The organism is Streptomyces sp. NPDC097129, assembly GCF_055668065.1.
The window spans coordinates 245,745-264,166 of sequence record NZ_JBVOQE010000009.1 but is presented as its reverse complement, the minus strand read 5'-3'; the positions used below and the strand labels follow the sequence as shown (position 1 = coordinate 264,166).

Here is an 18,422-nt window from a genome sequence, read left to right as displayed (position 1 = left end):
GTTCGCCTTTCTCACTGTTCTTCAGAGCGGATCACCGCTGGTAGAGGCCCACCAGGGTGCCGCTCGCGAGCTGTTGCTTCTCGACCGCCTCGTGCACCTGGTCGGCCGAGGGCGCGTCGGGCAGGACGCACGGCTCGGCGAGGGCGTACAGCCGGAAGAAGTACCGGTGCGCCTCGTCGCCGGGCGGCGGATGCGGACCGCCCCAGCCGTGCCTGCCGTAGCCGTTGACGAGTTCGGTGCCGCCGGGCGGGGCGCTGCCCGGGTCCGCGCCCGTGCCGGCCGGGTCGGCGCCGACGACGACCCAGTGCACGAAGGTGCCCGACGGGGCGTCCGGGTCCTCGCACAGCAGCACCAGTTCCGCCGTGCCGTCCGGCACACCGGACCAGGCCAGCGGAGGGGAGACGTTCTCGCCTTCCAGCGCGTAGCGGCGCGGGATGACGGCATGGTCGCTGAACGCGCTGCTTCTCAGTTCGATACCGGCCATGCGGCCGGAGTACCCGGGGTGCGGGGGTGCATGCCGGGGCAAAGGGGGCGCCGGTTGCGTCCGCCGGGGCCGTCCCGGCAGGGTGGGGGACCGTGGCCACCTTGCTGATCGTGCATCACACGCCGTCCCCGAACTGCCAGGCGCTCTTCGAGGCCGTCGTCTCCGGCGCGAGCGCCCCGGAGATCGAAGGGGTACGGGTCGTGCGGCGTCCGGCGCTCACGGCGACCGCCTCCGACGTACTGGAGGCCGACGCCTACCTGCTCGGTACCCCGGCGAACCTCGGCTACGTCTCCGGGGCCCTGAAGCACTTCTTCGACCAGGTCTACTACCCGTGCCTGGACGCCACGCGCGGCCGGCCCTTCGGTGCGTGGGTGCACGGCGGCAACGACGTGACGGGTGCGCTGCGCGCCCTCGACGCGATCACGACCGGGCTCGGCTGGCGCCGCGCCGCCGAGCCGGTGACCGTGACCGGCACGCCCGCCACGTCCGACATCGAGGCGTGCTGGAACCTGGGGGCCACCCTGGCGGCCGGCCTGATGGAGTGACCCCCGGTCCATGGCGCCGCCGTCTCAGCGGCGCAGCTTCACCTTGCTGAGCGCGGAGACGCCGAGCGCCGCGAGAGCGATCTGGATGAGCCACTCGATCCAGTCGACGCCCTTGGTGTGCGCCACGCCCAGCCCGGAGGCGATGCCGGTGCCGATGAACGCGGCGACGATGCCGATCACGATGGTCCACAGGATGCCGATGCGCTGGCGGCCCGGGACGACGAGCCGCCCCAGCACACCGATCACAATGCCGATAACAAGGGCGCTGATGACGCCGGAGATCTCCATGAGCGCTCTCTCACCCCTTTCTCGTCGGTGACGCCGTCGTTGGTGGCGTCCGAGTGCCCGTCCGAGTGCCCGTTCGAACGGTGCGCAGTCCTCGGCCCCCCGTCCGGACGCCCCGTTTGCCGCCGCCGGTTCGGGCTACGCTGCAAGCAGTCAGCGTTCCGCGGACATGGGAGGTAACCCATGAGCCGGCTCATTCGTGACGTGATGCACCCCGGCGCGGTCGCGGTCGAACCGATGACCACCCTGGAGCGGGCCGCCCGGGTGATGCGCGAACAGGACGTGGGGGACGTCCTCGTCGCCTACGACTGCGACCTGTTCGGCGTCCTCACCGACCGCGACATCGTGATCCGCGCCGTCGCCGACGGCTGCGACCCGCACACCACGGCCGTCGGCACGGTGTGCAGCCGGCCGCCCGTGGTCACCGTGGCGCCCACCGACACCACCGACCACGCGATCAAGCTCATGCGCGAGCACGCCGTACGGCGCCTGCCGGTCGTCGAACACGGCGGCTGCCCGGTCGGCATGGTCAGCCTCGGCGACCTCTCCACCCTGGAGGACTCCACGACGGCCCTGGCCGGGATCAGCGCGGCGGCGCCCAACCACTGAGCGCCGGGGCGCCACCCGGGTCCCGCACCGATGCCGCCGGGCCGGGGGCTTGCCGCGACGTGCGCCCTCTGCTTGGATTACGAGTCCAACCATTGGACTGGAATTCCAGGGAGCGCCGGTGATCCCACCCGCCCGGGAGGCCGAACGGGACGCGATCCTCGCCGCCCTGGTGCCGGTCGTGCACGGCATCGCGGCCACCTTCGGCCCGGTGTGCGAGGTCGTCCTGCACGACTACCGGCAGCCGGAGAAGTCGGTCGTCGCCGTGGCCGGATCGGTCACCGGACGGACGGCCGGCGGCGCGATGAGCGCGATCGGCATGCGGGTCCTGGCCCGCGGCGACGCGGCGGACGACGACCTGAACTACCTCACCCGCACCCCCGACGGCACCCGCGTGAAGTCCTCCACGATCGTGCTGCGCGACTCCGCCGGAGCGGTCTTCGGCGCCCTGTGCGTCAACCTCGACGTCACGGCCGTCGACCGGGCCCACGCCCTGCTCGGGGCGCTCGCCGGAGCCGCGGGCGGCGGCGCCGAACCACCGGTCACCACGTTCGGCGACGACATCGACTCCGTCGTCGACGCGATCGTCGACGCGCATCTGCGCCGGCAGGACCAGACCTGGGCCGGCCTGGACCGCACCCGCCGCCTCGCCCTGTTCCGCAGCCTGGACGACCAGGGCGTCTTCGCCGTACGCCGCGCGGTCGAGCTGGTCGCCGGCCGCCTCGGCGTCTCCCGCGCCTCGGCCTACAGCTACCTCGCCCAGTCCCGCGCGGCCGCCACGACCGCCGAGACGGACCACGCGTGACTCCGCCGAGACGGACCACGCGTGACCTCGCCAAGACGCATCAGCCGTGACCCCAGTGCCGACCCCCGAGGGAGACCGCCCATGACCAGCGCCCCGATCACCCTGGACGACGTCCGCGACGCGGCCGAGCGGATCAAGGGCGTCGCCCACCGCACGCCCGTCCTGCGCTCGCGCACCCTCGACGAGCGCGTCGGCGCCGAGGTCTTCCTCAAGTGCGAGAACTTCCAGCGCGTGGGCGCCTTCAAGTTCCGCGGCGCCTACAACGCCGCCTCCCGGCTCACCCCCGAGCAGCTGGAGCGGGGCATCGCCGCCTACTCCTCCGGCAACCACGCCCAGGCCGTCGCCCTCGCCGCCCGCGAACTCGGCACCACCGCGGTGATCGTCATGCCCGAGGACGCCCCGCCGTCCAAACGGGCGGCGACGGAAGGGTACGGCGCCGAGATCGTGACGTACGACCGCTACACCGGCGACCGGGTCGCCCTCGCCGAGGCGCTGGCCGCCGAGCGGGGTCTGACGCTGATCCCGCCGTACGAGCATCCGCACGTCATGGCCGGACAGGGCACCGCCGCGCTGGAACTCCTCGAGGAGGCCGCGGAACTGGACGCGCTGGTGGTGCCGGTCGGCGGCGGCGGACTGATGGCCGGCAGCGCCACCGCCGCGACGAGCCTGCGCCCCGGCATCCGCATGATCGGCGTGGAGCCGGAGGCCGGCGACGACACCAAGCGCTCCCTCGCGGCCGGCCGGCGGGTCGAGATCCCGGTGCCGCGCACCCTCGCCGACGGGCAGGCCCTGCACACGCCCGGTGAGCTGACGTTCGCCGTGAACCGGAGGCTCGTGGACGACATCGCGCTGGTCACGGACGACGAGATCCGGCAGGCGATGGTGTTCGCCTTCGAACGGCTCAAGATCGTCCTGGAGCCCAGCGGCGCCACCCCGCTCGCCGCCCTGCTGGCCGGCCGTGCCGGGGCCCCGCGCGGGCGCGTCGGGCTGATCCTGTCCGGCGGCAACGTCGACGCCGAACGCTTCGCCCGCATCGTCCGGGGCGGCAACTGAGCGACCGCTTCGGGCCGTCCGTGGCCGGGAGGGCGGGCGACCGTCGCGCCCTGGCCCGTTCACCCGAATGGCGGTCGCGTGCGGGCGGGCGGACGATGGTTGCACGGGGTTCGGCCCCGCCGGTCACGCCTGCTCCGCAGGTGGACGAGACCGGCCCCCGGCTGCCGCGAGGCGGCGGGAAGGGAGGAGCGCCATGATGGAGGCCAAGACGCTCGACAAGCCGGACGAGCGGCGCGATTTCCCCAAGGGGCACTTGGAAGCGGTCCATCTGACCGGGTGCGACTTCGCCGTGGCGACGTTCGAGCCCGGCTGGCGCTGGACCGAGTCCGTCGGACCGATCGCCGGCACCGAGAGCTGCCAGGTGCATCACAACGGCTACGTCGTCCAGGGCCGCATGCAGATCCACATGGACGACGGCACGGAGGTCGAGGTCGGCCCGGGTGACGTGTTCGTGTGCTCGCCCGGACACGACGCCTGGGTGCTGGGCGACGAACAGTGCATCGTCTACGACTTCCAGGGCCAGATGGCCATGGAGTACGCCAAGAAGTGACACGGCGCCGGACGGTGGGGCGTCACACCGGAAGCAGACGTCCCACCAGCGCGCTCAGTTGACGCACGGTGCGGCACTCGTGCATCTCGACGACCTCCGCGTACTCGGGCGCGGCCGAGTCACCGGTGCCCCACTGGGCGAGCGGCTCGGGGTTCAGCCAGTACAGCCGGCGGGCCTGCCCCGCGAGCTGCCGCAGCGCCGGCAGGTTCGGGTCGCTCATGTTGGTGCGGGCGTCGCCCAGCACGAACACCGTGGTCCGCGGGCCCACCGCACCGCCGTACCGCTCCGCGAACTCGCCCAGCGCCACCCCGTAGTCGCTGCTGCCGTGCCAGCCGGTCAGCGTGGCCTCGGCGCGGATGCGCCCGCTGAGCCCCTCCGCGTCGGCGGCGCCGCGCACCAGCAGCCCGGTCACCTCGTCGACCCGGTTGACGAACGCGAACACCCGCACCTTGCTGAACTGGTCGTGCAGCGCCTGCACCAGCAGCATCGTGAAGTCCGAGAACCCGGACACCGAGCCCGACACATCGCACAGCAGCACCAGTTCCGGACGGGCCGGCCGGCGCCGCCGCAGCACCGGCCGCATCGGCACCCCGCCCGTCGACAGCGAACCGCGCAGAGTGCGCCGCAGATCGATCGTGCCGCGCGCCGCCCGCCGGCGCCGGGCGGCCAGCCGCGTCGCCAGCTTGCGCGCCAGCGGCCGCACCGTCCGCCGCAACTCGGCCAGCTGGTCCCGGCCGGCGTACAGGAAGTCGACCCGGTCCACCGTCGGGGCCACCGCCCGCCGGGCGATCTCGTCCCGTCCGCGCCGCTCCGCCACCCGCCGCCGCGCCTCCGCCGCCACCAGCGCGCGGAAGACGTGGATACGGCGGCGGACCTCGTCCTCCAGCAGCCGGTCGGCGAAGCCGCCGCCCCCGCCCCGCGCCCGCACCTGCTCCCGGACGGGCGCCAGCAGCGTCTGCGGCCGCAGCCGCTCCAGCGTCTGGTACGAGGAGAAACCGTCCCCTCCGGGTGAACTCCCGTAGCCGCCCAGCGCGTCGACGGCCTCCACCGCCAGCCGGCCCATGGCCTCGGCGTCGCCGGCCGCCAGGGCCGCCGCGAGGCGCTCGCGCAGGTCCTCCCGCCCGGCCGGCTCCTGTCCGGGCCCGCCGACGGCACGCGGGAAGTACAGGTCGAAGACCGGGTCGAACACCTGCCGCTGATCCGCGCCGTGCAGCAGTGTCGCCGCCAGCCCCTCCCGCAGCAGCTCCCGGTCGGCCAGCCCCAGCGCCTGAACGGCCTGCGCCGCGTCCACGCTCTCCCCGGTACCGATCCGCATCCCGTGCGCCCGCAGCGCGGCGACGAACCCGGTCAGCCGCGCGGCGACATCGAACTCCCCGGCCACGGCCGTCATACGGAGTCCAGGTCCAGCTTGGCCGCCGCCTTCAGCACGTCGTCCTGGTGCTTGAGCAGCACGCCGAGCGTGTCGCGGACCACCGCCTCGCCGAGGCTGTCCGCGCCGAGCGCCAGCAGGGTGCGCGCCCAGTCGATGGTCTCCGCCACCGAGGGCGCCTTGCGCAGGTCCATCGCCCGCAGCGCACCGACCACCCGCACCACCGACTCGGCCAGCGCCGTCTCCAGCCCCGGCACCTTCAGCCGGACGATGCGCCGCTCCAGCTCCTGCTCGGGGAAGCCGATGTGCAGGAACAGACAGCGGCGGCGCAGTGCCTCCGACAGCTCGCGGGAGGCGTTGGAGGTGACCACCACGAACGGGCGGCGGGTCGCCGTGATCGTGCCCAGCTCCGGCACGGTCACCTGGAAGTCGCTGAGCACCTCCAGCAGCAGGCCCTCCACCTCGACGTCCGCCTTGTCCATCTCGTCGATCAGCAGCACCTTGGGCTCCTCGCCGCGGATCGCGGTGAGCAGCGGCCGGGAGAGCAGGAACTCCTCGCTGAAGATGTCCGTGCGCGTCTCGTCCCACGTCTCGTCGCGGCCGGCGCTGATCCGCAGCAGCTGCTTGGCGTGGTTCCACTCGTACAGCGCCCGGGACTCGTCCACGCCCTCGTAGCACTGCAACCGCACCAGCCGCGCCCCGGCGACCTCGGCGACGGCCTTGGCCAGTTCCGTCTTGCCGACCCCGGCGGGGCCCTCCACCAGCAGCGGCTTGCCCAGGCGGGCGGCGAGGAAGACGGTCGTGGCGACGGCCGGTGAAGCGAGGTAGCCGGTCTCGGCGAGACGGGCGGAGACATCGTCGACGGACGTGAACAACTGCGCCTCCGACTGGTGCGGTCGCGGACGGATCGGCGTACGCGCGACTGATCGGCGTACGCCGCCTATCTAAGCGCTTGTTCAGTCACCTGTCACGGCCCGTCCGGGAGCGCGGCCTTTGGGGGGCTCAGCCGACGAGGACCACCTCCAGGGTGCGCGGGCCGTGGACGCCCTCGACACGGTCGAGCTCGATGTCACTCGTCGCCGAAGGGCCGGAGATCCACGTCAACGGGCGTGCCGGATCGAGGCGTTCGAGCGCCTGCGGCACCGAGGAGACGACCTGTTCGGGCACGCGGACGACGCAGATGTGGTGGTCGGGGATCAGGGTGATCCGCCGCCGCCCCTGGTCGGGGGAGCCGTCGAGGACGATGGTGCCGGTCTCGGCGATCGCCACCGCGCAGCCGGTGACCACGCTGCCGATCCGGTCCAGCTCGTGCGGGGTGCTCACCGCGCGGTCGTGCACCCGCGTGGAGTCGGCGGCCGACATCCACTCCGGCGGCAGGCCCGGCGGCACCAGCACCAGATCGGATCCGCGCTCGGCCAGCAGCCGCGTGATCAGATACGGCAGCTCCTCGTCGGTCGTACGGTGCACGACGGCCCGGTAGTCCGCCAGGTTCTCCGCCAGCAGCTCCACCGTCTGCCCGGCGGTCCGCTCCCCGTGCTCGCGCAGATAGTCCCGGGCCACCGCCTGCTCGTAGGGACCGTCGTCCGCCGGCACGTCCGCCAGGGCGCGGCGCACCCGGCCCAGGATCCGTTCCCTGCTGCTCGCGTGGCTCACTTGGCTCCGTCCTTCCCTCCGTGCGTGCGCTGCCACCAGTCCCGGAACGGCTCCGCCGGCACCGCGGGCAGATCCCGGCTGCCGGTCCACGCCCGGCCGGGACCGGGCAGGGTACGGGGATGAAAACGGCGGGTGCGCGAGGCCAGCCGCTGCCCGGCGCCCAGCGCGCCGGGATGGGTGAACGCCCAGCGCGCCGCCCGCATCGCCGCGCGCTCGGCGGCGTGCCCCTTGGCGGGCTTGAGCACCACCTTGTTGCCGTCCCGCACCGCCGGGCCGCCCTCGACGACCCTCTCCCGCAGGTGCACCAGCACCTCGGGGATGTCGATCGCGACCGGGCACACCTCGTAGCACGCCCCGCACAGCGACGACGCGTACGGCAGCGAGGCGTCGATCTCGCTTCCCGTGCCCCGCAGCTGCGGGCTGAGGATCGCGCCGATCGGGCCGGGATAGACCGACCCGTAGGCGTGCCCGCCCGCACGCTCGTACACCGGGCACACGTTGAGGCACGCCGAGCAGCGGATGCACCGCAGGGCCTGGCGGCCGACCTGGTCGGCGAGGGTGTCGGTGCGGCCGTTGTCGAGCAGCACCAGATGGAAGGCGCTCGGACCGTCCTGGTCCGTCGTCCCTGTCCAGGTCGACGTGTACGGGTTCATGCGCTCGGCCGTGGAGGAGCGGGGGAGTGTCTGCAGGAACACCTCCAGGTCCCGCCAGGTGGGCACGACCTTCTCGATGCCGACGACCGAGATCAGCGTCTCGGGCAGGGTCAGGCACATGCGGCCGTTGCCCTCGGACTCCACGACGACCAGCGTGCCCGTCTCGGCGACCATGAAGTTGGCGCCGGAGACGCCGACCCTGGCCCGCAGGAACTTCTCCCGCAGATGCAGCCGGGCCGCCTCGGCGAGTTCGGCGGGCGTGTCGGTCAGGCCCTCGGGGGCGGGGCGGCCCCAGCCGGCCATCTCGGAGCGGAAGATGTCGCGGATCTCGCCGCGGTTGCGGTGGATCGCCGGGACCAGGATGTGCGACGGCCGGTCCTTGCCCAGCTGCACGATCAGCTCGGCGAGATCGGTCTCGTAGGCGCGGATGCCCTCCGCTTCGAGCGCCTCGTTCAGCCCGATCTCCTGTGTGGCCATCGACTTGACCTTGACGACCTCCGACTCGCCGGTCGCCTTGACCAGTTCGGTGACGATCCGGTTGGCCTCCTCGGCGTCGGCCGCCCAGTGCACGACCCCGCCCGCCGCGGTCACCGACTCCTCCAACTGCACGAGGTAGCGGTCGAGATGGCGCAGCGTGTGGTCCTTGATCCGCTTGCCGGCCTCCCGCAGCGCCGCCCAGTCGGAGACCTCGGCGACCGCCCTGGCCCGCTTGGCGCGGATGGTGTGGGTGGCGTGCCGCAGATTGCCGCGCAGGGTCGGATTGTTCACGGCCTCGCGCGCGGCCACAGGGAAGGCCGGGTGGGTGGGTGGGGGAAACGCGGGCATCCCCACGAACGTTCCGCTCATACCGCCGGCTCCTCCTCCGTGCTCGCCAGGATCTCCGCGATGTGCACCGGCCGCATGCCGACCTTGAGCCGGGCCATGGTCCCGCCGATGTGCATCAGACAGGAGTTGTCGGCCGCGCACAGCACCTGCGCGCCGGTCGACTCGGCGTTGCGCACCTTGTCCACCCCCATCGCCGCCGAGACGTCGGCGTTCTTCACCGCGAAGGTGCCGCCGAACCCGCAGCACTCCTCGGCGCCGGGCAGCTCCAGCAGCTCCAGGCCCTTCACGGCCTCCAGCAGCCGCCGCGGCCGGTCGCCCAGCCCCAGCGAGCGCAGCCCGTGACAGGTCGGGTGATAGGTGACGGTGTGCGGATACCAGGCGCCGACGTCTGTCACGCCGAGCACGTCCACCAGGAACTCCGTCAGCTCGTACGTCTTCGGCACGACCGGCGCCACCGCCTCGGCCAGCGCGCCCCCGCGCCCCTCGGCCCGGGCCCGCTCACCCATGCGCGGATACAGCTCCCGCACCATCGCCCCGCACGACCCCGACGGCGTCACGATCGCGTCGTAGCCGCGGAAGACCTCGGCGTAGCGGCGGGCCAGCGGCTCCGCCTCGTGCCGGTAGCCGGTGTTGTAGTGGGCCTGCCCGCAGCAGGTCTGCGCGGCGGGGAAGTCCACGTCGACGCCCAGTCGGTTCAGCAGCCGCACCACGGCCCGGCCGGTGTCCGGATAGAGCGTGTCGTTGACGCAGGTCAGGAACAGGGCGACACGCATCGCGGCTCCTTGTGGTCGATCATCGGACGAGTGCAGGGTAATCGGCGCCCCGAGGACCGGGGGAGACCCGGTTCACGGCGCGGCGGCCAGGGCCTCCGGGGCCGCGGGAGACCGGGTTCACCGCGCGGCGGCCAGGACCTCCGGGGCCGGGGGGACCCGGTTCACCGCGCGGCGAGCCGGGCCTCGGCCGCCCGCCAGCGCCCCGTGCCGCCGCGCGGCTCGTACCGCGTCAGCGGCTGGGTGCGCACCAGCAGGCGCCGCATGTCGGTCAGATCGCCGACCAGCCCGTGCGCCCGGGCCTGGACGAGCACATTGCCGAGCGCGGCCGCCTCCGTGGGGCCCGCCACCACCGGCAGGCCGCAGGCGTCGGCGGTGAGCTGGCACAGCAGCGCGTTGCGGGTGCCGCCGCCGACCACGTACACCACGTCCACCGGATGCCCGGCGAGCCGCTGCGCGTCGTCCACCGCCCTCCGGTGCGCGAGCGCCAGGGAGTCCAGGATGCAGCGCGTGATCTCACCCGGGGTGCCGGGCACCGGCTGACCGGAAGCGCGGCACGCCTCGGCGATCCGCTCCGGCATCCGGCCCGGCGCCAGGAACGCCGTGTCCCCGGCGTCGACCACCGACCGCAGCGCCGGCGCCCCGGCCGCCTCCCGCAGCAGCGCGCCCAGATCGTGCTCGCCCCAGGCCCGCTGGCACTCCTGGAGGAGCCACAGCCCCATGATGTTGCGCAGATAGCGGACCGTGCCGTCCAGGCCCAGCTCGTTGGTGAAGTTCGCGGCCCGGCTCTGCTCGGTCAGCACCGGCGCGGTCAGTTCCAGACCGGCCAGCGACCAGGTGCCGGTGCAGATGTAGGCGAACCGCTCAGCGGCGGCCGGGACCGCGGCCACCGCCGACGCCGTGTCGTGCGAGCCGACCGCCGTCACCGGCACCGGCCCGCCGAGCCCGGTCTCCCGCAGCACCTGGTCCCGCAGGACGCCCGCCGGATCACCGGGCTCCCGCAGCGGCGCGAACAGCCCGAGGTCGATCCCGAGCCGGTCGGCGATCCCGTACGCCCACGACCGCGTCCGGGGATCGATCAGCTGGGTGGTGGAGGCGTTGGTCAGCTCGGTGCCCTGCTCCCCGGTCAGCCAGTACGTCAGCAGATCGGGAAGGAGCAACAGCCGCCGGGCGAGCGCGAACTGGGCGGTACCCGCGGCCGCCGTGAGCTGGTAGAGCGTGTTGAACGGCGCGTACTGGATGCCGGTCGCCGCATACAGCTCGGCCGCCGGCACGGTCGCCCACACCTTCTCCGCGACGCTCTCGGTGCGCGCGTCGCGGTAGTGCACCGGGTTGCCCAGCAGCGCCCCGTCGGCGTCCAGCAGACCGTGGTCGACGGCCCAGCTGTCGATGCCGACGGAGTCCACCCGGCCGGCCGCACGCAGCCCGTCCAGCACACCGGCGTACAGCGCCAGGATGTCCCAGCGCAGCCCCTCGGGCGTGCGCACCGGCCGGTTGGGGAAGCGGTGTGCCTCGGTCAGCTCCAGCGAGTCCGGGCCGACCCGTCCGGTCATCACGCGCCCGCTGGAGGCGCCGAGGTCGACCGCGGCGTACGCCTTCACGCGCCCGCTCACCGCAGGAAGGCGGCCGCGACGCCCGCGTCGACCGGGATGTGCAGGCCGGTGGTGTGGGTCAGGTCACCGCCGGTGAGCGCGAAGACGGCGTTCGCGACGTGCTCGGGCAGCACCTCCCGCTGCAGGATGGTCCGCTGCGCGTAGAACTCGCCCAGCTTCTCCTCCTCCACTCCGTACACCGCCGCCCGCTGGGCGCCCCAGCCGCCCGCGAAGATGCCCGAGCCGCGCACCACACCGTCCGGGTTGACGCCGTTGACGCGGATCCCGTGCTCACCCAACTCGGCTGCGAGCAGGCGTACTTGGTGGGCCTGGTCGGCCTTGGTGGCCGAGTAGGCGATGTTGTTCGGCCCGGCGAAGACGGCGTTCTTGGACGCGATGTAGACGATGTCGCCGCCGAGTTCCTGCGCGATCATCACGCGGGCGGCCTCCCGGGACACGAGGAAGGAACCGCGGGCCATGATGTCGTGCTGCAGATCCCAGTCCTTCGCGGACGTCTCCAGCAGCGGCTTGGAGATGGAGATCCCGGCGTTGTTCACCACCAGGTCCACCCCGCCGAAGGCGAGGACGGCCTCGCGGAACGAGGCGGCGATCTGCTCCTCGTCCGTGACGTCCACGGTCACCGCGACGGCCCTGTCCGGCCCGCCCAGCTCCTCGGCGACCTTGGCGGCGCTCTCCGCGTCGAGATCGGCGACGACGACACAGGCGCCCTCGGCGGCCAGCCGGTGCGCGATCGCCTTCCCGATGCCGCTGCCGGCGCCGGTCACCAGCGCGACCCGGGTGGCCAGCGGCCTGGGCTTCGGCATCCGCCGCAGCTTGGCCTCCTCCAGCGCCCAGTACTCGATACGGAACTTCTCGGCCTCCTCGATCGGCGCGTACGCCGAGACGGCCTCGGCTCCGCGCATCACGTTGACGGCGTTGACGTAGAACTCGCCGGCCACCCGAGCGGTCTGCTTGTCCTTGCCGAAGGAGAACATGCCCACGCCCGGGACGAGCACGATCGCCGGGTCGGCGCCGCGCATCGCGGGAGAGTCCACGGTGGCGTGCCGCTCGTAGTAGGCGGCGTACTCCTCGCGGTAGGCGGCGTGCAGCTCCTTCAGCCGGGCGACCGCCTCCTGGAGCGGCGCGGCGGGCGGAAGGTCCAGCACCAGCGGCCGTACCTTGGTCCGCAGGAAGTGGTCAGGACACGACGTCCCGAGCGCGGCGAGCCGCGGGTGCTCGGCCCGGGCCAGGAAGTCGAGGACCACGCCGGAGTCGTCGAAGTGCCCGACCTGCGCCCGGTCCTGCGAGGCGACGGCCCGCACATACGGCGCCAGCGCGGCGGCCCGCTCCCGCCGCTCGGCCTCGGGCAGCGCCTCGTATCCCTCGATCACGGGCCCGAAGGGTTCCTCCCTGCCCCGCTCGGCGAGGAACTTCTCGGCGGTGCGGATGATGTGCAGCGAGTTGCGCTCGCACTCCTCGGAGGTGTCACCCCACGCGGTGATCCCGTGGCCGCCGAGGACGCAGCCGATGGCCTGCGGGTGGGCCTCCTTGATCGCGGCGATGTCCAGTCCCAGCTGGAAACCGGGCCGCCGCCAGGGCACCCACACCACGGTGTCGCCGAAACACTCGGCGGTCAGCTTCTCCCCGTCGGCGGCACAGGCCAGCGCGATGCCGGAGTCCGGGTGCAGATGGTCGACGTGCGGGGCGTCGACGAGCCCGTGCATGGCGGTGTCGATGGACGGCGCGGCCCCGCCCTTGCCGTGCAGGCAGTAGTCGAACGCGGCGACCATCTCGTCCTCGCGCTCCACACCGGGATACACCCCGACGAGCGCCCGCAACCGGTCGAGCCGCAGCACGGCGAGCCCGCTCTCGGTGAGCGTGCCGAGGTCGCCTCCCGACCCCTTCACCCACATCAGCTCGACGTCCCCACCCGTGACCGGGTCGGTGGCGGTGCCTTTGGCGGACGCGTTACCGCCGGCGTAGTTCGTATTACGCGGATCGGAGCCGAGCCGATGCGACCGGGCGAGGAGAGCGTCGGCTTCGGGGTGGATGGTCATGAACTTCCAGTCCTTTTCGACGAGGGGAACTCAGCCAACTCAGGGGCGCGGGGAACTGCGCGATCAGCCACGACGAACCCGCAGCCCGAAGACAACAGATCCCGGCAGACGCGTCACGCCCCCCACCCGGCCTGCTCCCCACCCACCCGCTCCGCCACGATCTTCTCGGCCCACCCGGACCGGGCATACGCGGCAAGGGGCTCGGGGTCCAAGCCCATCTCCTCCCGAACCTCTCGCAGCAACGGCCGCACATCGGTGTTGAACGCGTCCATCAGCACGGCGTTGGCACCGAGCACGTCACCCGAGGCCTGAGCCTCGGCCAGAGCGACGCGGTCGACCAGCAGAGCCTTCGCCGTCGCCTCCTGCACGTTCATCACGGAACGCACGATCGCCGGGATCTTCGCCTCGATGTTGTGGCACTGGTCGAGCATGAACGCGACCTCGGAGCCGAGCCCGCCCCCGCGCACGACCTCGGACATGATCCGGAACAGCTGGAAGGGATCGGCCGCCCCCACCATCAGATCGTCGTCCGCGTAGAACCGCGAGTTGAAGTCGAACCCGCCGAGCTTGCCCTCCCGCAGCAGCGTGGCGACGATGAACTCGATGTTCGTGCCCGGCGCGTGATGCCCGGTGTCGACGACGACCTGCGCCTTCTCGCCCAGCCGCAGACAGTGCGCGTACGCCGTCCCCCAGTCCGGCACGTCGGTCGTGTAGAAGGCCGGCTCGAACAGCTTGTACTCCAGCAGCATCCGCTGCCCCTCGCCCAGCCGCTCGTACACCTCGGCCAGCCCCTCGGCGAGCCGGTCCTGCCGGGCGCGGATGTCGTCCTGCCCCGGATAGTTCGTGCCGTCCGCGAACCACAGCTTGAGATCGGCGGACCCCGTCGCGTCCATGATGTCGACGCACTCCAGCAGATGGTCGACGGCCTTCCTGCGCACCCCCGCGTCCGGATGGCAGATGCTGCCGAGCCTGTAGTCGTCGTCCTGGAAGGTGTTGGAGTTGATCGCGCCGAGCTTCAGCCCGCGCTCCTCGGCGTGCTTGGCCAGCGCCGCGTAGTCGTCGACCTTGTCCCAGGGGATGTGCAGCGCCACCGTCGGCGCGACGCCCGTCACGGCGTGCACCTGCGCCGCGTCGTCCAGCTTCTCGTACGGGTCACGGGGTACGCCCGCCTGGGCGAACACCTTGAAGCGGGTGCCGGAGTTCCCGTACGCCCATGACGGCGTCTCGACGGCCTGGGTCTTGAGCGCGGCCTTCACCGCGGCGAGGTCGGTCACTTCCGGACTCCTGGTGGCAGTGGTGAAACGATTCAGAAAGCGAAGCTATGAGCCCCCCGGAGGCGTGTCAAGACCCCGGTCGAGCCCTCTTCGTCGTAACCTGGGCGTGACCTTCTGGCGTCGAAAGTTTTTCGATACGAACCCATTGACGCAGGCGAGTGACGCTGCCTACGGTCCCGGCAATCCAGTTGAAACCTTTCACGGCGCCGCGAAGGTCCGACCCGCCGGCGTCGTCGAGGAGCCCTCATGACCCACCCGTCCGACTCGGGGCCGGTCCCGGTGCTGGCACTCAAGGACGTCTCGAAGTCCTTCGGTGCCGTACGGGCCCTGCGGGACGTCCGCCTGGAGCTGTTCCCCGGCGAGGTGCACGCGCTCGCCGGGGAGAACGGCGCCGGCAAGTCGACCCTGATCAAGATCCTCGCCGGGGTGCACCGGCCGGACGCCGGCCAGGTGCTGCTCGACGGTCACCCCGTCGCCTTCCACGGCCCCGGCGACGCCCGCGACGCGGGGATCGCCGTGATCTACCAGGAGCCGACGCTCTTCCCGGACCTGTCGATCGCCGAGAACATCTTCATGGGCCGCAGGCCGAAGAAGGCCCTCGGCCGCATCGACCACAAGGCCACCCATGCCGCCACCCTCGCGCTGATGCAGCGCCTCGGTGTCGACCTCGACCCCGACCGCCCGGCGCGCGGCCTGTCCATCGCCGACCAGCAGATCGTCGAGATCGCCAAGGCGCTGTCCTTCGACGCCCGCGTGCTGATCATGGACGAGCCGACCGCCGCCCTCACCGGCAGCGAGGTGGCGCGCCTGTTCGGTGTCGTGCGCACCCTGCGCGAGCAGGGCGCCGCGGTGCTGTTCATCTCCCACCGGCTGGAGGAGATCTTCGAGATCTGCCGGCGGGTCACCACCCTGCGCGACGGCGCCTGGATCGCCAGCGAGCCGCTGGCCGGCATGACCGAGGACGATCTGGTGCGCCGCATGGTCGGCCGCGACCTCGACGAGCTGTACCCCAAGCAGGACGTCCGGCCCGGCGAAGTCGCCCTGAGCGTCAAGCGGCTGACCCGGGAAGGCGTCTTCACCGACGTCTCCTTCGAGGTGCGCAGCGGCGAGATCGTCGGCCTCGCCGGACTGGTCGGCGCGGGACGCACCGAGGTCGCCCGGGCCGTCTTCGGCATCGACCGCCGGGACACCGGCGAGGTCGAGGTCGACGGCCGCAGGCTGACCAACGGCGCGCCCTCCACCGCGATGGCCGCCGGGCTCGCGCTCGTGCCCGAGGACCGGCGGGCCCAGGGCCTGGTGATGGACATGTCCATCGAGCGCAACATCGGCCTGACCGGTCTGCGCACGACCGTGAAGGCCGGCCTCATGGACCGCGGCGCCGAACGCAGCCGCTCCCTGGACTGGGCGGTCAGGCTCCGGGTGAAGTACGCCCGGATCGCGGACGCCGTCTCCACGCTCTCCGGCGGCAACCAGCAGAAGGTCGTCCTCGCCAAGTGGCTGGCCACCAGCCCCCGGGTGCTCATCGTCGACGAGCCGACCCGCGGCATCGACGTCGGCACCAAGGCCGAGGTGCACCGGCTGCTGTCCCAGCTCGCCGCCGACGGGGTCGCCGTGCTGATGATCTCCTCCGACCTGCCCGAGATCCTCGGCATGGCCGACCGCGTGCTCGTGATGCACGAGGGCCGGCTCACCGCCGAGATCCCCCGCTCCGAAGCCACCGAGGAAACCGTGATGGCCGCCGCCACCGGGAGGGCCGCCGCATGACGCCCACCGCTTGTGTCAGGAGGGCCGCCGCATGACGCCCACCGGTTCTTTCAGGAGGGCCGCATGACCGTGACCGCTCCCGACCACGCCCCCGTCGCCGACGTCCCCAAGTCCGGCGGTACCCGCCTCGTCGACCGCGTCTTCAAGATGCGCGAACTGGCCATCCTGGTCGTCTTCCTGGTGATGATCGCCGTCACCCAGGCCGGCAACAGCCAGTTCCTGTCCGAACAGGGCATCAAGGACCTGCTGCTGAACGCGACGATCCTGGTGCTGGTCGCCACCGGCCAGTCCCTGGTCGTCATCACCCGCAACGTCGACCTGTCCGTCGGCTCCACCCTCGGCATCAGCGCCTTCGCCGCCGGCACCTACCTCCAGGGCGGCGGCAACCCCGTCGTGGCGATCGTGCTCGCCGTCCTGCTCGGCGTCGCCTTCGGGCTGCTCAACGGCCTGCTCGTCAGCCTCGGCCAGGTGCCCGCCCTCGTCGTCACCCTCGGCACCCTCTACATCATCCGCGGCGTCGACTCCATCTGGGTCGGCTCCCGCCAGATCACCGCGGCCGACCTGCCCGGCTCCTTCGTCGACTTCGGCTCCGGCGGCTTCTCCGCCGTCCCGTATCTGGCCCTGATCGCCCTGGTGGTGCTCGTCGCCACGGCGTACTACCTCAAGCACTACGGCAGCGGACGCGAGCTGTACGCGCTCGGCTCCAACCCCGAGGCCGCCCGGCTCGCCGGCATCCCCGTGCCCAAGCGCATCCTCGCCGCGTACACCTTCTGCGGGGCGCTCGCCGGACTCGCCGGAGCCATGTACCTGGCCCGGTTCGGCAACGTCGACTCCGGCACCGGCAGCGGCTTCGAACTCACCGTCGTCAGCGCGGTCGTGGTCGGCGGCGTCGTCTTCACCGGCGGCTCCGGCAGCGTCTACGGCGCCGCCCTCGGCGCGCTGCTGCTGACCTCCGTCAACAGCGTGCTCCCCGCGCTCGGCGTCAGCAGCGTGTGGGTGCTCGCCATCAACGGCGCCCTGCTGCTGCTCGCCATCGCGGTCGACCGGATCGTTGCCCTGCGGGTGGCCGCCGCCCTGAAGAAGAAGCCGGCCCATGTGAAGCCGCTCCCGCAGAAGGGGGACACCCGTCATGCCTGAGTCCCTGACCCGTGCCGTCCGCTGGGACACGGTGGTCGGTGCCCTGCTGATCGTCCTGCTCCTGCTGTCGTTCTCCCTCGTGGACGGCTTCGGCAACGCGCTGAACCTGTCCTTCCTGATCGGCAACACCCTGCCGATCGCCCTCATCGCCCTGCCGATGACCCTGCTCGTCGTCTCCGGCGAGATCGACCTGTCGGTCGCCTCCACCGCCGGGCTGTCCGGTGCGGTGATGGGCCGGCTGTGGAACGAGGGCATGCCCATCGAGACGATCATCCCGCTGTGCCTGCTGCTCGGCGTGGTCTGCGGGCTGGTCAACGGCCTGCTCGTGACCCGGCTCGGGCTGCCCTCGCTCGCCGTCACCATCGGCACGCTGGCCCTGTACCGGGGCATCGCGCAGATCGTGCTCGGCTCCGACGCGGTGACCGACTTCCCCGCCCCGTACCTGAACTTCGCCGCCGGGCGCGTCGGCGACAGCTTCCTGCCGCAGGCGTTCCTGCCCTTCCTCGCGCTGCTCGTCGTCGCCGTCGTCGTGCTGCACGCCACCCCGTTCGGGCGGTCGCTGTTCGCGATCGGCGCGAGCGAGGAGGCGGCGCGGTTCGCGGGCATCCGCGTCAAGCGGTCCAAGCTGCTGCTGTTCGTCGCCACGGGTCTGATGGCCTCGTTGACCGGCGTCTTCTGGGCCCTGCACTACGCCAGCGCGCGCTACGACAACGCGACGGGGCTCGAACTGTCCGTCGTCGCCGCCGTGCTGCTCGGCGGCATCGACTTCGACGGCGGCAAGGGGACGCTGGGCGGCGCGATCGCCGGGGTGTTCCTGCTGGGTGCGCTGCAGAACGTGATGAGTCTGCTGAACGTTTCCGCGCAGTCGCAGATCGTCGTCACCGGGGTGTTGCTCGTGGTGTCCGTGCTCGGGCCCCGAGTCGCCCGTCAGATCGTCGTGGCGCGAGCGGCTCGCTCCGCGGCTCGCTCCGCTGGGTAGGTCGTCTTTCGGCTGCGGGCC

General features: G+C 72.3%; 18 protein-coding genes. 8 read left to right on the top strand and 10 right to left on the bottom strand.

The genetic code is table 11. The annotated features are described in order from the left end of the window. Positions 1 to 31: 31 nt before the first annotated feature. Positions 32 to 484, bottom strand: coding sequence for a YbhB/YbcL family Raf kinase inhibitor-like protein (locus tag AC0B9F_RS25905; protein ID WP_472006548.1), 453 nt, complete (start codon positions 482 to 484; stop codon positions 32 to 34). A 92-nt stretch (positions 485 to 576) separates the two neighbouring features. On the opposite strand from AC0B9F_RS25905, the gene AC0B9F_RS25900 reads away from it, so the two are divergent. Beyond that, positions 577 to 1,029: a flavodoxin family protein gene (locus AC0B9F_RS25900; protein ID WP_472006546.1), complete on the top strand. Its 453-nt coding sequence runs from the start codon at positions 577 to 579 to the stop codon at positions 1,027 to 1,029. A 24-nt stretch (positions 1,030 to 1,053) separates the two neighbouring features. Here AC0B9F_RS25900 and AC0B9F_RS25895 read toward each other — a convergent pair whose 3' ends face one another. Beyond that, a complete protein-coding gene (locus AC0B9F_RS25895) occupies positions 1,054 to 1,317 on the bottom strand; it encodes a GlsB/YeaQ/YmgE family stress response membrane protein (RefSeq protein WP_472006544.1) in 264 nt (87 codons plus the stop codon). Positions 1,318 to 1,497: 180 nt separating this feature from the next. Here AC0B9F_RS25895 and AC0B9F_RS25890 point away from each other — a divergent pair, with 180 nt between their 5' ends. From AC0B9F_RS25890 to AC0B9F_RS25875, 4 genes are all read left to right on the top strand, one after another. Further along, complete coding sequence (locus AC0B9F_RS25890; RefSeq protein WP_472006542.1) at positions 1,498 to 1,923, top strand: CBS domain-containing protein; 426 nt, start codon at positions 1,498 to 1,500, stop codon at positions 1,921 to 1,923. A 118-nt stretch (positions 1,924 to 2,041) separates the two neighbouring features. Next, positions 2,042 to 2,725: a helix-turn-helix transcriptional regulator gene (locus AC0B9F_RS25885; protein WP_472006540.1), complete on the top strand. Its 684-nt coding sequence runs from the start codon at positions 2,042 to 2,044 to the stop codon at positions 2,723 to 2,725. Positions 2,726 to 2,806: 81 nt separating this feature from the next. Continuing rightward, the gene (locus AC0B9F_RS25880; RefSeq protein WP_472006538.1) at positions 2,807 to 3,778 is read left to right on the top strand and encodes a threo-3-hydroxy-L-aspartate ammonia-lyase; all 972 of its coding nucleotides are present in this window, start codon (positions 2,807 to 2,809) and stop codon (positions 3,776 to 3,778) included. 193 nt (positions 3,779 to 3,971) lie between these two features. Further along, positions 3,972 to 4,328 carry a cupin domain-containing protein gene (locus tag AC0B9F_RS25875; protein ID WP_472006536.1) on the top strand — a complete coding sequence of 119 codons (357 nt, stop codon included), beginning with the start codon at positions 3,972 to 3,974 and terminating at the stop codon, positions 4,326 to 4,328. 22 nt (positions 4,329 to 4,350) lie between these two features. Here AC0B9F_RS25875 and AC0B9F_RS25870 read toward each other — a convergent pair whose 3' ends face one another. From AC0B9F_RS25870 to rhaI, 8 genes are all read right to left on the bottom strand, one after another. Next, a complete protein-coding gene (locus AC0B9F_RS25870; RefSeq protein ID WP_472006534.1) occupies positions 4,351 to 5,718 on the bottom strand; it encodes a vWA domain-containing protein in 1,368 nt (455 codons plus the stop codon). Beyond that, a complete protein-coding gene (locus AC0B9F_RS25865; protein WP_472006532.1) occupies positions 5,715 to 6,572 on the bottom strand; it encodes an AAA family ATPase in 858 nt (285 codons plus the stop codon). Before AC0B9F_RS25865 ends, AC0B9F_RS25870 begins: the two co-directional genes overlap by 4 nt. A gap of 127 nt (positions 6,573 to 6,699) precedes the next feature. Then, a complete protein-coding gene (locus AC0B9F_RS25860) occupies positions 6,700 to 7,350 on the bottom strand; it encodes a LutC/YkgG family protein (RefSeq protein WP_472006530.1) in 651 nt (216 codons plus the stop codon). Continuing rightward, the gene (locus AC0B9F_RS25855) at positions 7,347 to 8,849 is read right to left on the bottom strand and encodes a lactate utilization protein B (protein WP_472006528.1); all 1,503 of its coding nucleotides are present in this window, start codon (positions 8,847 to 8,849) and stop codon (positions 7,347 to 7,349) included. The genes AC0B9F_RS25860 and AC0B9F_RS25855 overlap by 4 nt, the downstream gene beginning before the upstream one ends. Further along, positions 8,846 to 9,601 (bottom strand): (Fe-S)-binding protein, encoded by a 756-nt coding sequence (locus AC0B9F_RS25850; protein ID WP_472006526.1) that lies wholly within the window; start codon positions 9,599 to 9,601, stop codon positions 8,846 to 8,848. Before AC0B9F_RS25850 ends, AC0B9F_RS25855 begins: the two co-directional genes overlap by 4 nt. Before the next feature lie 161 nt (positions 9,602 to 9,762). Beyond that, on the bottom strand, positions 9,763 to 11,151 hold the full coding sequence (locus AC0B9F_RS25845) for a rhamnulokinase (protein WP_472006746.1): 1,389 nt from the start codon (positions 11,149 to 11,151) through the stop codon (positions 9,763 to 9,765). Positions 11,152 to 11,207: 56 nt separating this feature from the next. Beyond that, the gene (locus AC0B9F_RS25840) at positions 11,208 to 13,247 is read right to left on the bottom strand and encodes a bifunctional aldolase/short-chain dehydrogenase (protein WP_472006524.1); all 2,040 of its coding nucleotides are present in this window, start codon (positions 13,245 to 13,247) and stop codon (positions 11,208 to 11,210) included. A gap of 113 nt (positions 13,248 to 13,360) precedes the next feature. Continuing rightward, positions 13,361 to 14,521, bottom strand: coding sequence for an L-rhamnose isomerase (gene rhaI, locus AC0B9F_RS25835; RefSeq protein ID WP_472006523.1), 1,161 nt, complete (start codon positions 14,519 to 14,521; stop codon positions 13,361 to 13,363). Positions 14,522 to 14,767: 246 nt separating this feature from the next. Here rhaI and AC0B9F_RS25830 point away from each other — a divergent pair, with 246 nt between their 5' ends. From AC0B9F_RS25830 to AC0B9F_RS25820, 3 genes are all read left to right on the top strand, one after another. Further along, positions 14,768 to 16,285 carry a sugar ABC transporter ATP-binding protein gene (locus tag AC0B9F_RS25830; protein ID WP_472006521.1) on the top strand — a complete coding sequence of 506 codons (1,518 nt, stop codon included), beginning with the start codon at positions 14,768 to 14,770 and terminating at the stop codon, positions 16,283 to 16,285. 63 nt (positions 16,286 to 16,348) lie between these two features. Further along, on the top strand, positions 16,349 to 17,422 hold the full coding sequence (locus AC0B9F_RS25825) for an ABC transporter permease (protein WP_472006519.1): 1,074 nt from the start codon (positions 16,349 to 16,351) through the stop codon (positions 17,420 to 17,422). Further along, positions 17,415 to 18,401 carry an ABC transporter permease gene (locus AC0B9F_RS25820; RefSeq protein ID WP_472006517.1) on the top strand — a complete coding sequence of 329 codons (987 nt, stop codon included), beginning with the start codon at positions 17,415 to 17,417 and terminating at the stop codon, positions 18,399 to 18,401. The genes AC0B9F_RS25825 and AC0B9F_RS25820 overlap by 8 nt, the downstream gene beginning before the upstream one ends. Positions 18,402 to 18,422: the final 21 nt, after the last annotated feature.

Excerpts from the sequence above, each read along its gene's own strand:
- AC0B9F_RS25905 (WP_472006548.1), bottom strand. The coding sequence starts at position 484 with ATGGCCGGTATCGAACTGAGAAGCAGCGCGTTCAGCGACCATGCCGTC.
- AC0B9F_RS25895 (WP_472006544.1), bottom strand. The coding sequence starts at position 1,317 with ATGGAGATCTCCGGCGTCATCAGCGCCCTTGTTATCGGCATTGTGATC.
- AC0B9F_RS25890 (WP_472006542.1), top strand. The coding sequence starts at position 1,498 with ATGAGCCGGCTCATTCGTGACGTGATGCACCCCGGCGCGGTCGCGGTC.
- AC0B9F_RS25880 (WP_472006538.1), top strand. The coding sequence starts at position 2,807 with ATGACCAGCGCCCCGATCACCCTGGACGACGTCCGCGACGCGGCCGAG.
- AC0B9F_RS25875 (WP_472006536.1), top strand. The coding sequence starts at position 3,972 with ATGATGGAGGCCAAGACGCTCGACAAGCCGGACGAGCGGCGCGATTTC.
- AC0B9F_RS25870 (WP_472006534.1), bottom strand. The coding sequence starts at position 5,718 with ATGACGGCCGTGGCCGGGGAGTTCGATGTCGCCGCGCGGCTGACCGGG.
- AC0B9F_RS25855 (WP_472006528.1), bottom strand. The coding sequence starts at position 8,849 with ATGAGCGGAACGTTCGTGGGGATGCCCGCGTTTCCCCCACCCACCCAC.
- AC0B9F_RS25850 (WP_472006526.1), bottom strand. The coding sequence starts at position 9,601 with ATGCGTGTCGCCCTGTTCCTGACCTGCGTCAACGACACGCTCTATCCG.
- AC0B9F_RS25845 (WP_472006746.1), bottom strand. The coding sequence starts at position 11,151 with ATGACCGGACGGGTCGGCCCGGACTCGCTGGAGCTGACCGAGGCACAC.
- AC0B9F_RS25840 (WP_472006524.1), bottom strand. The coding sequence starts at position 13,247 with ATGACCATCCACCCCGAAGCCGACGCTCTCCTCGCCCGGTCGCATCGG.
- AC0B9F_RS25830 (WP_472006521.1), top strand. The coding sequence starts at position 14,768 with ATGACCCACCCGTCCGACTCGGGGCCGGTCCCGGTGCTGGCACTCAAG.
- AC0B9F_RS25825 (WP_472006519.1), top strand. The coding sequence starts at position 16,349 with ATGACCGTGACCGCTCCCGACCACGCCCCCGTCGCCGACGTCCCCAAG.
- AC0B9F_RS25820 (WP_472006517.1), top strand. The coding sequence starts at position 17,415 with ATGCCTGAGTCCCTGACCCGTGCCGTCCGCTGGGACACGGTGGTCGGT.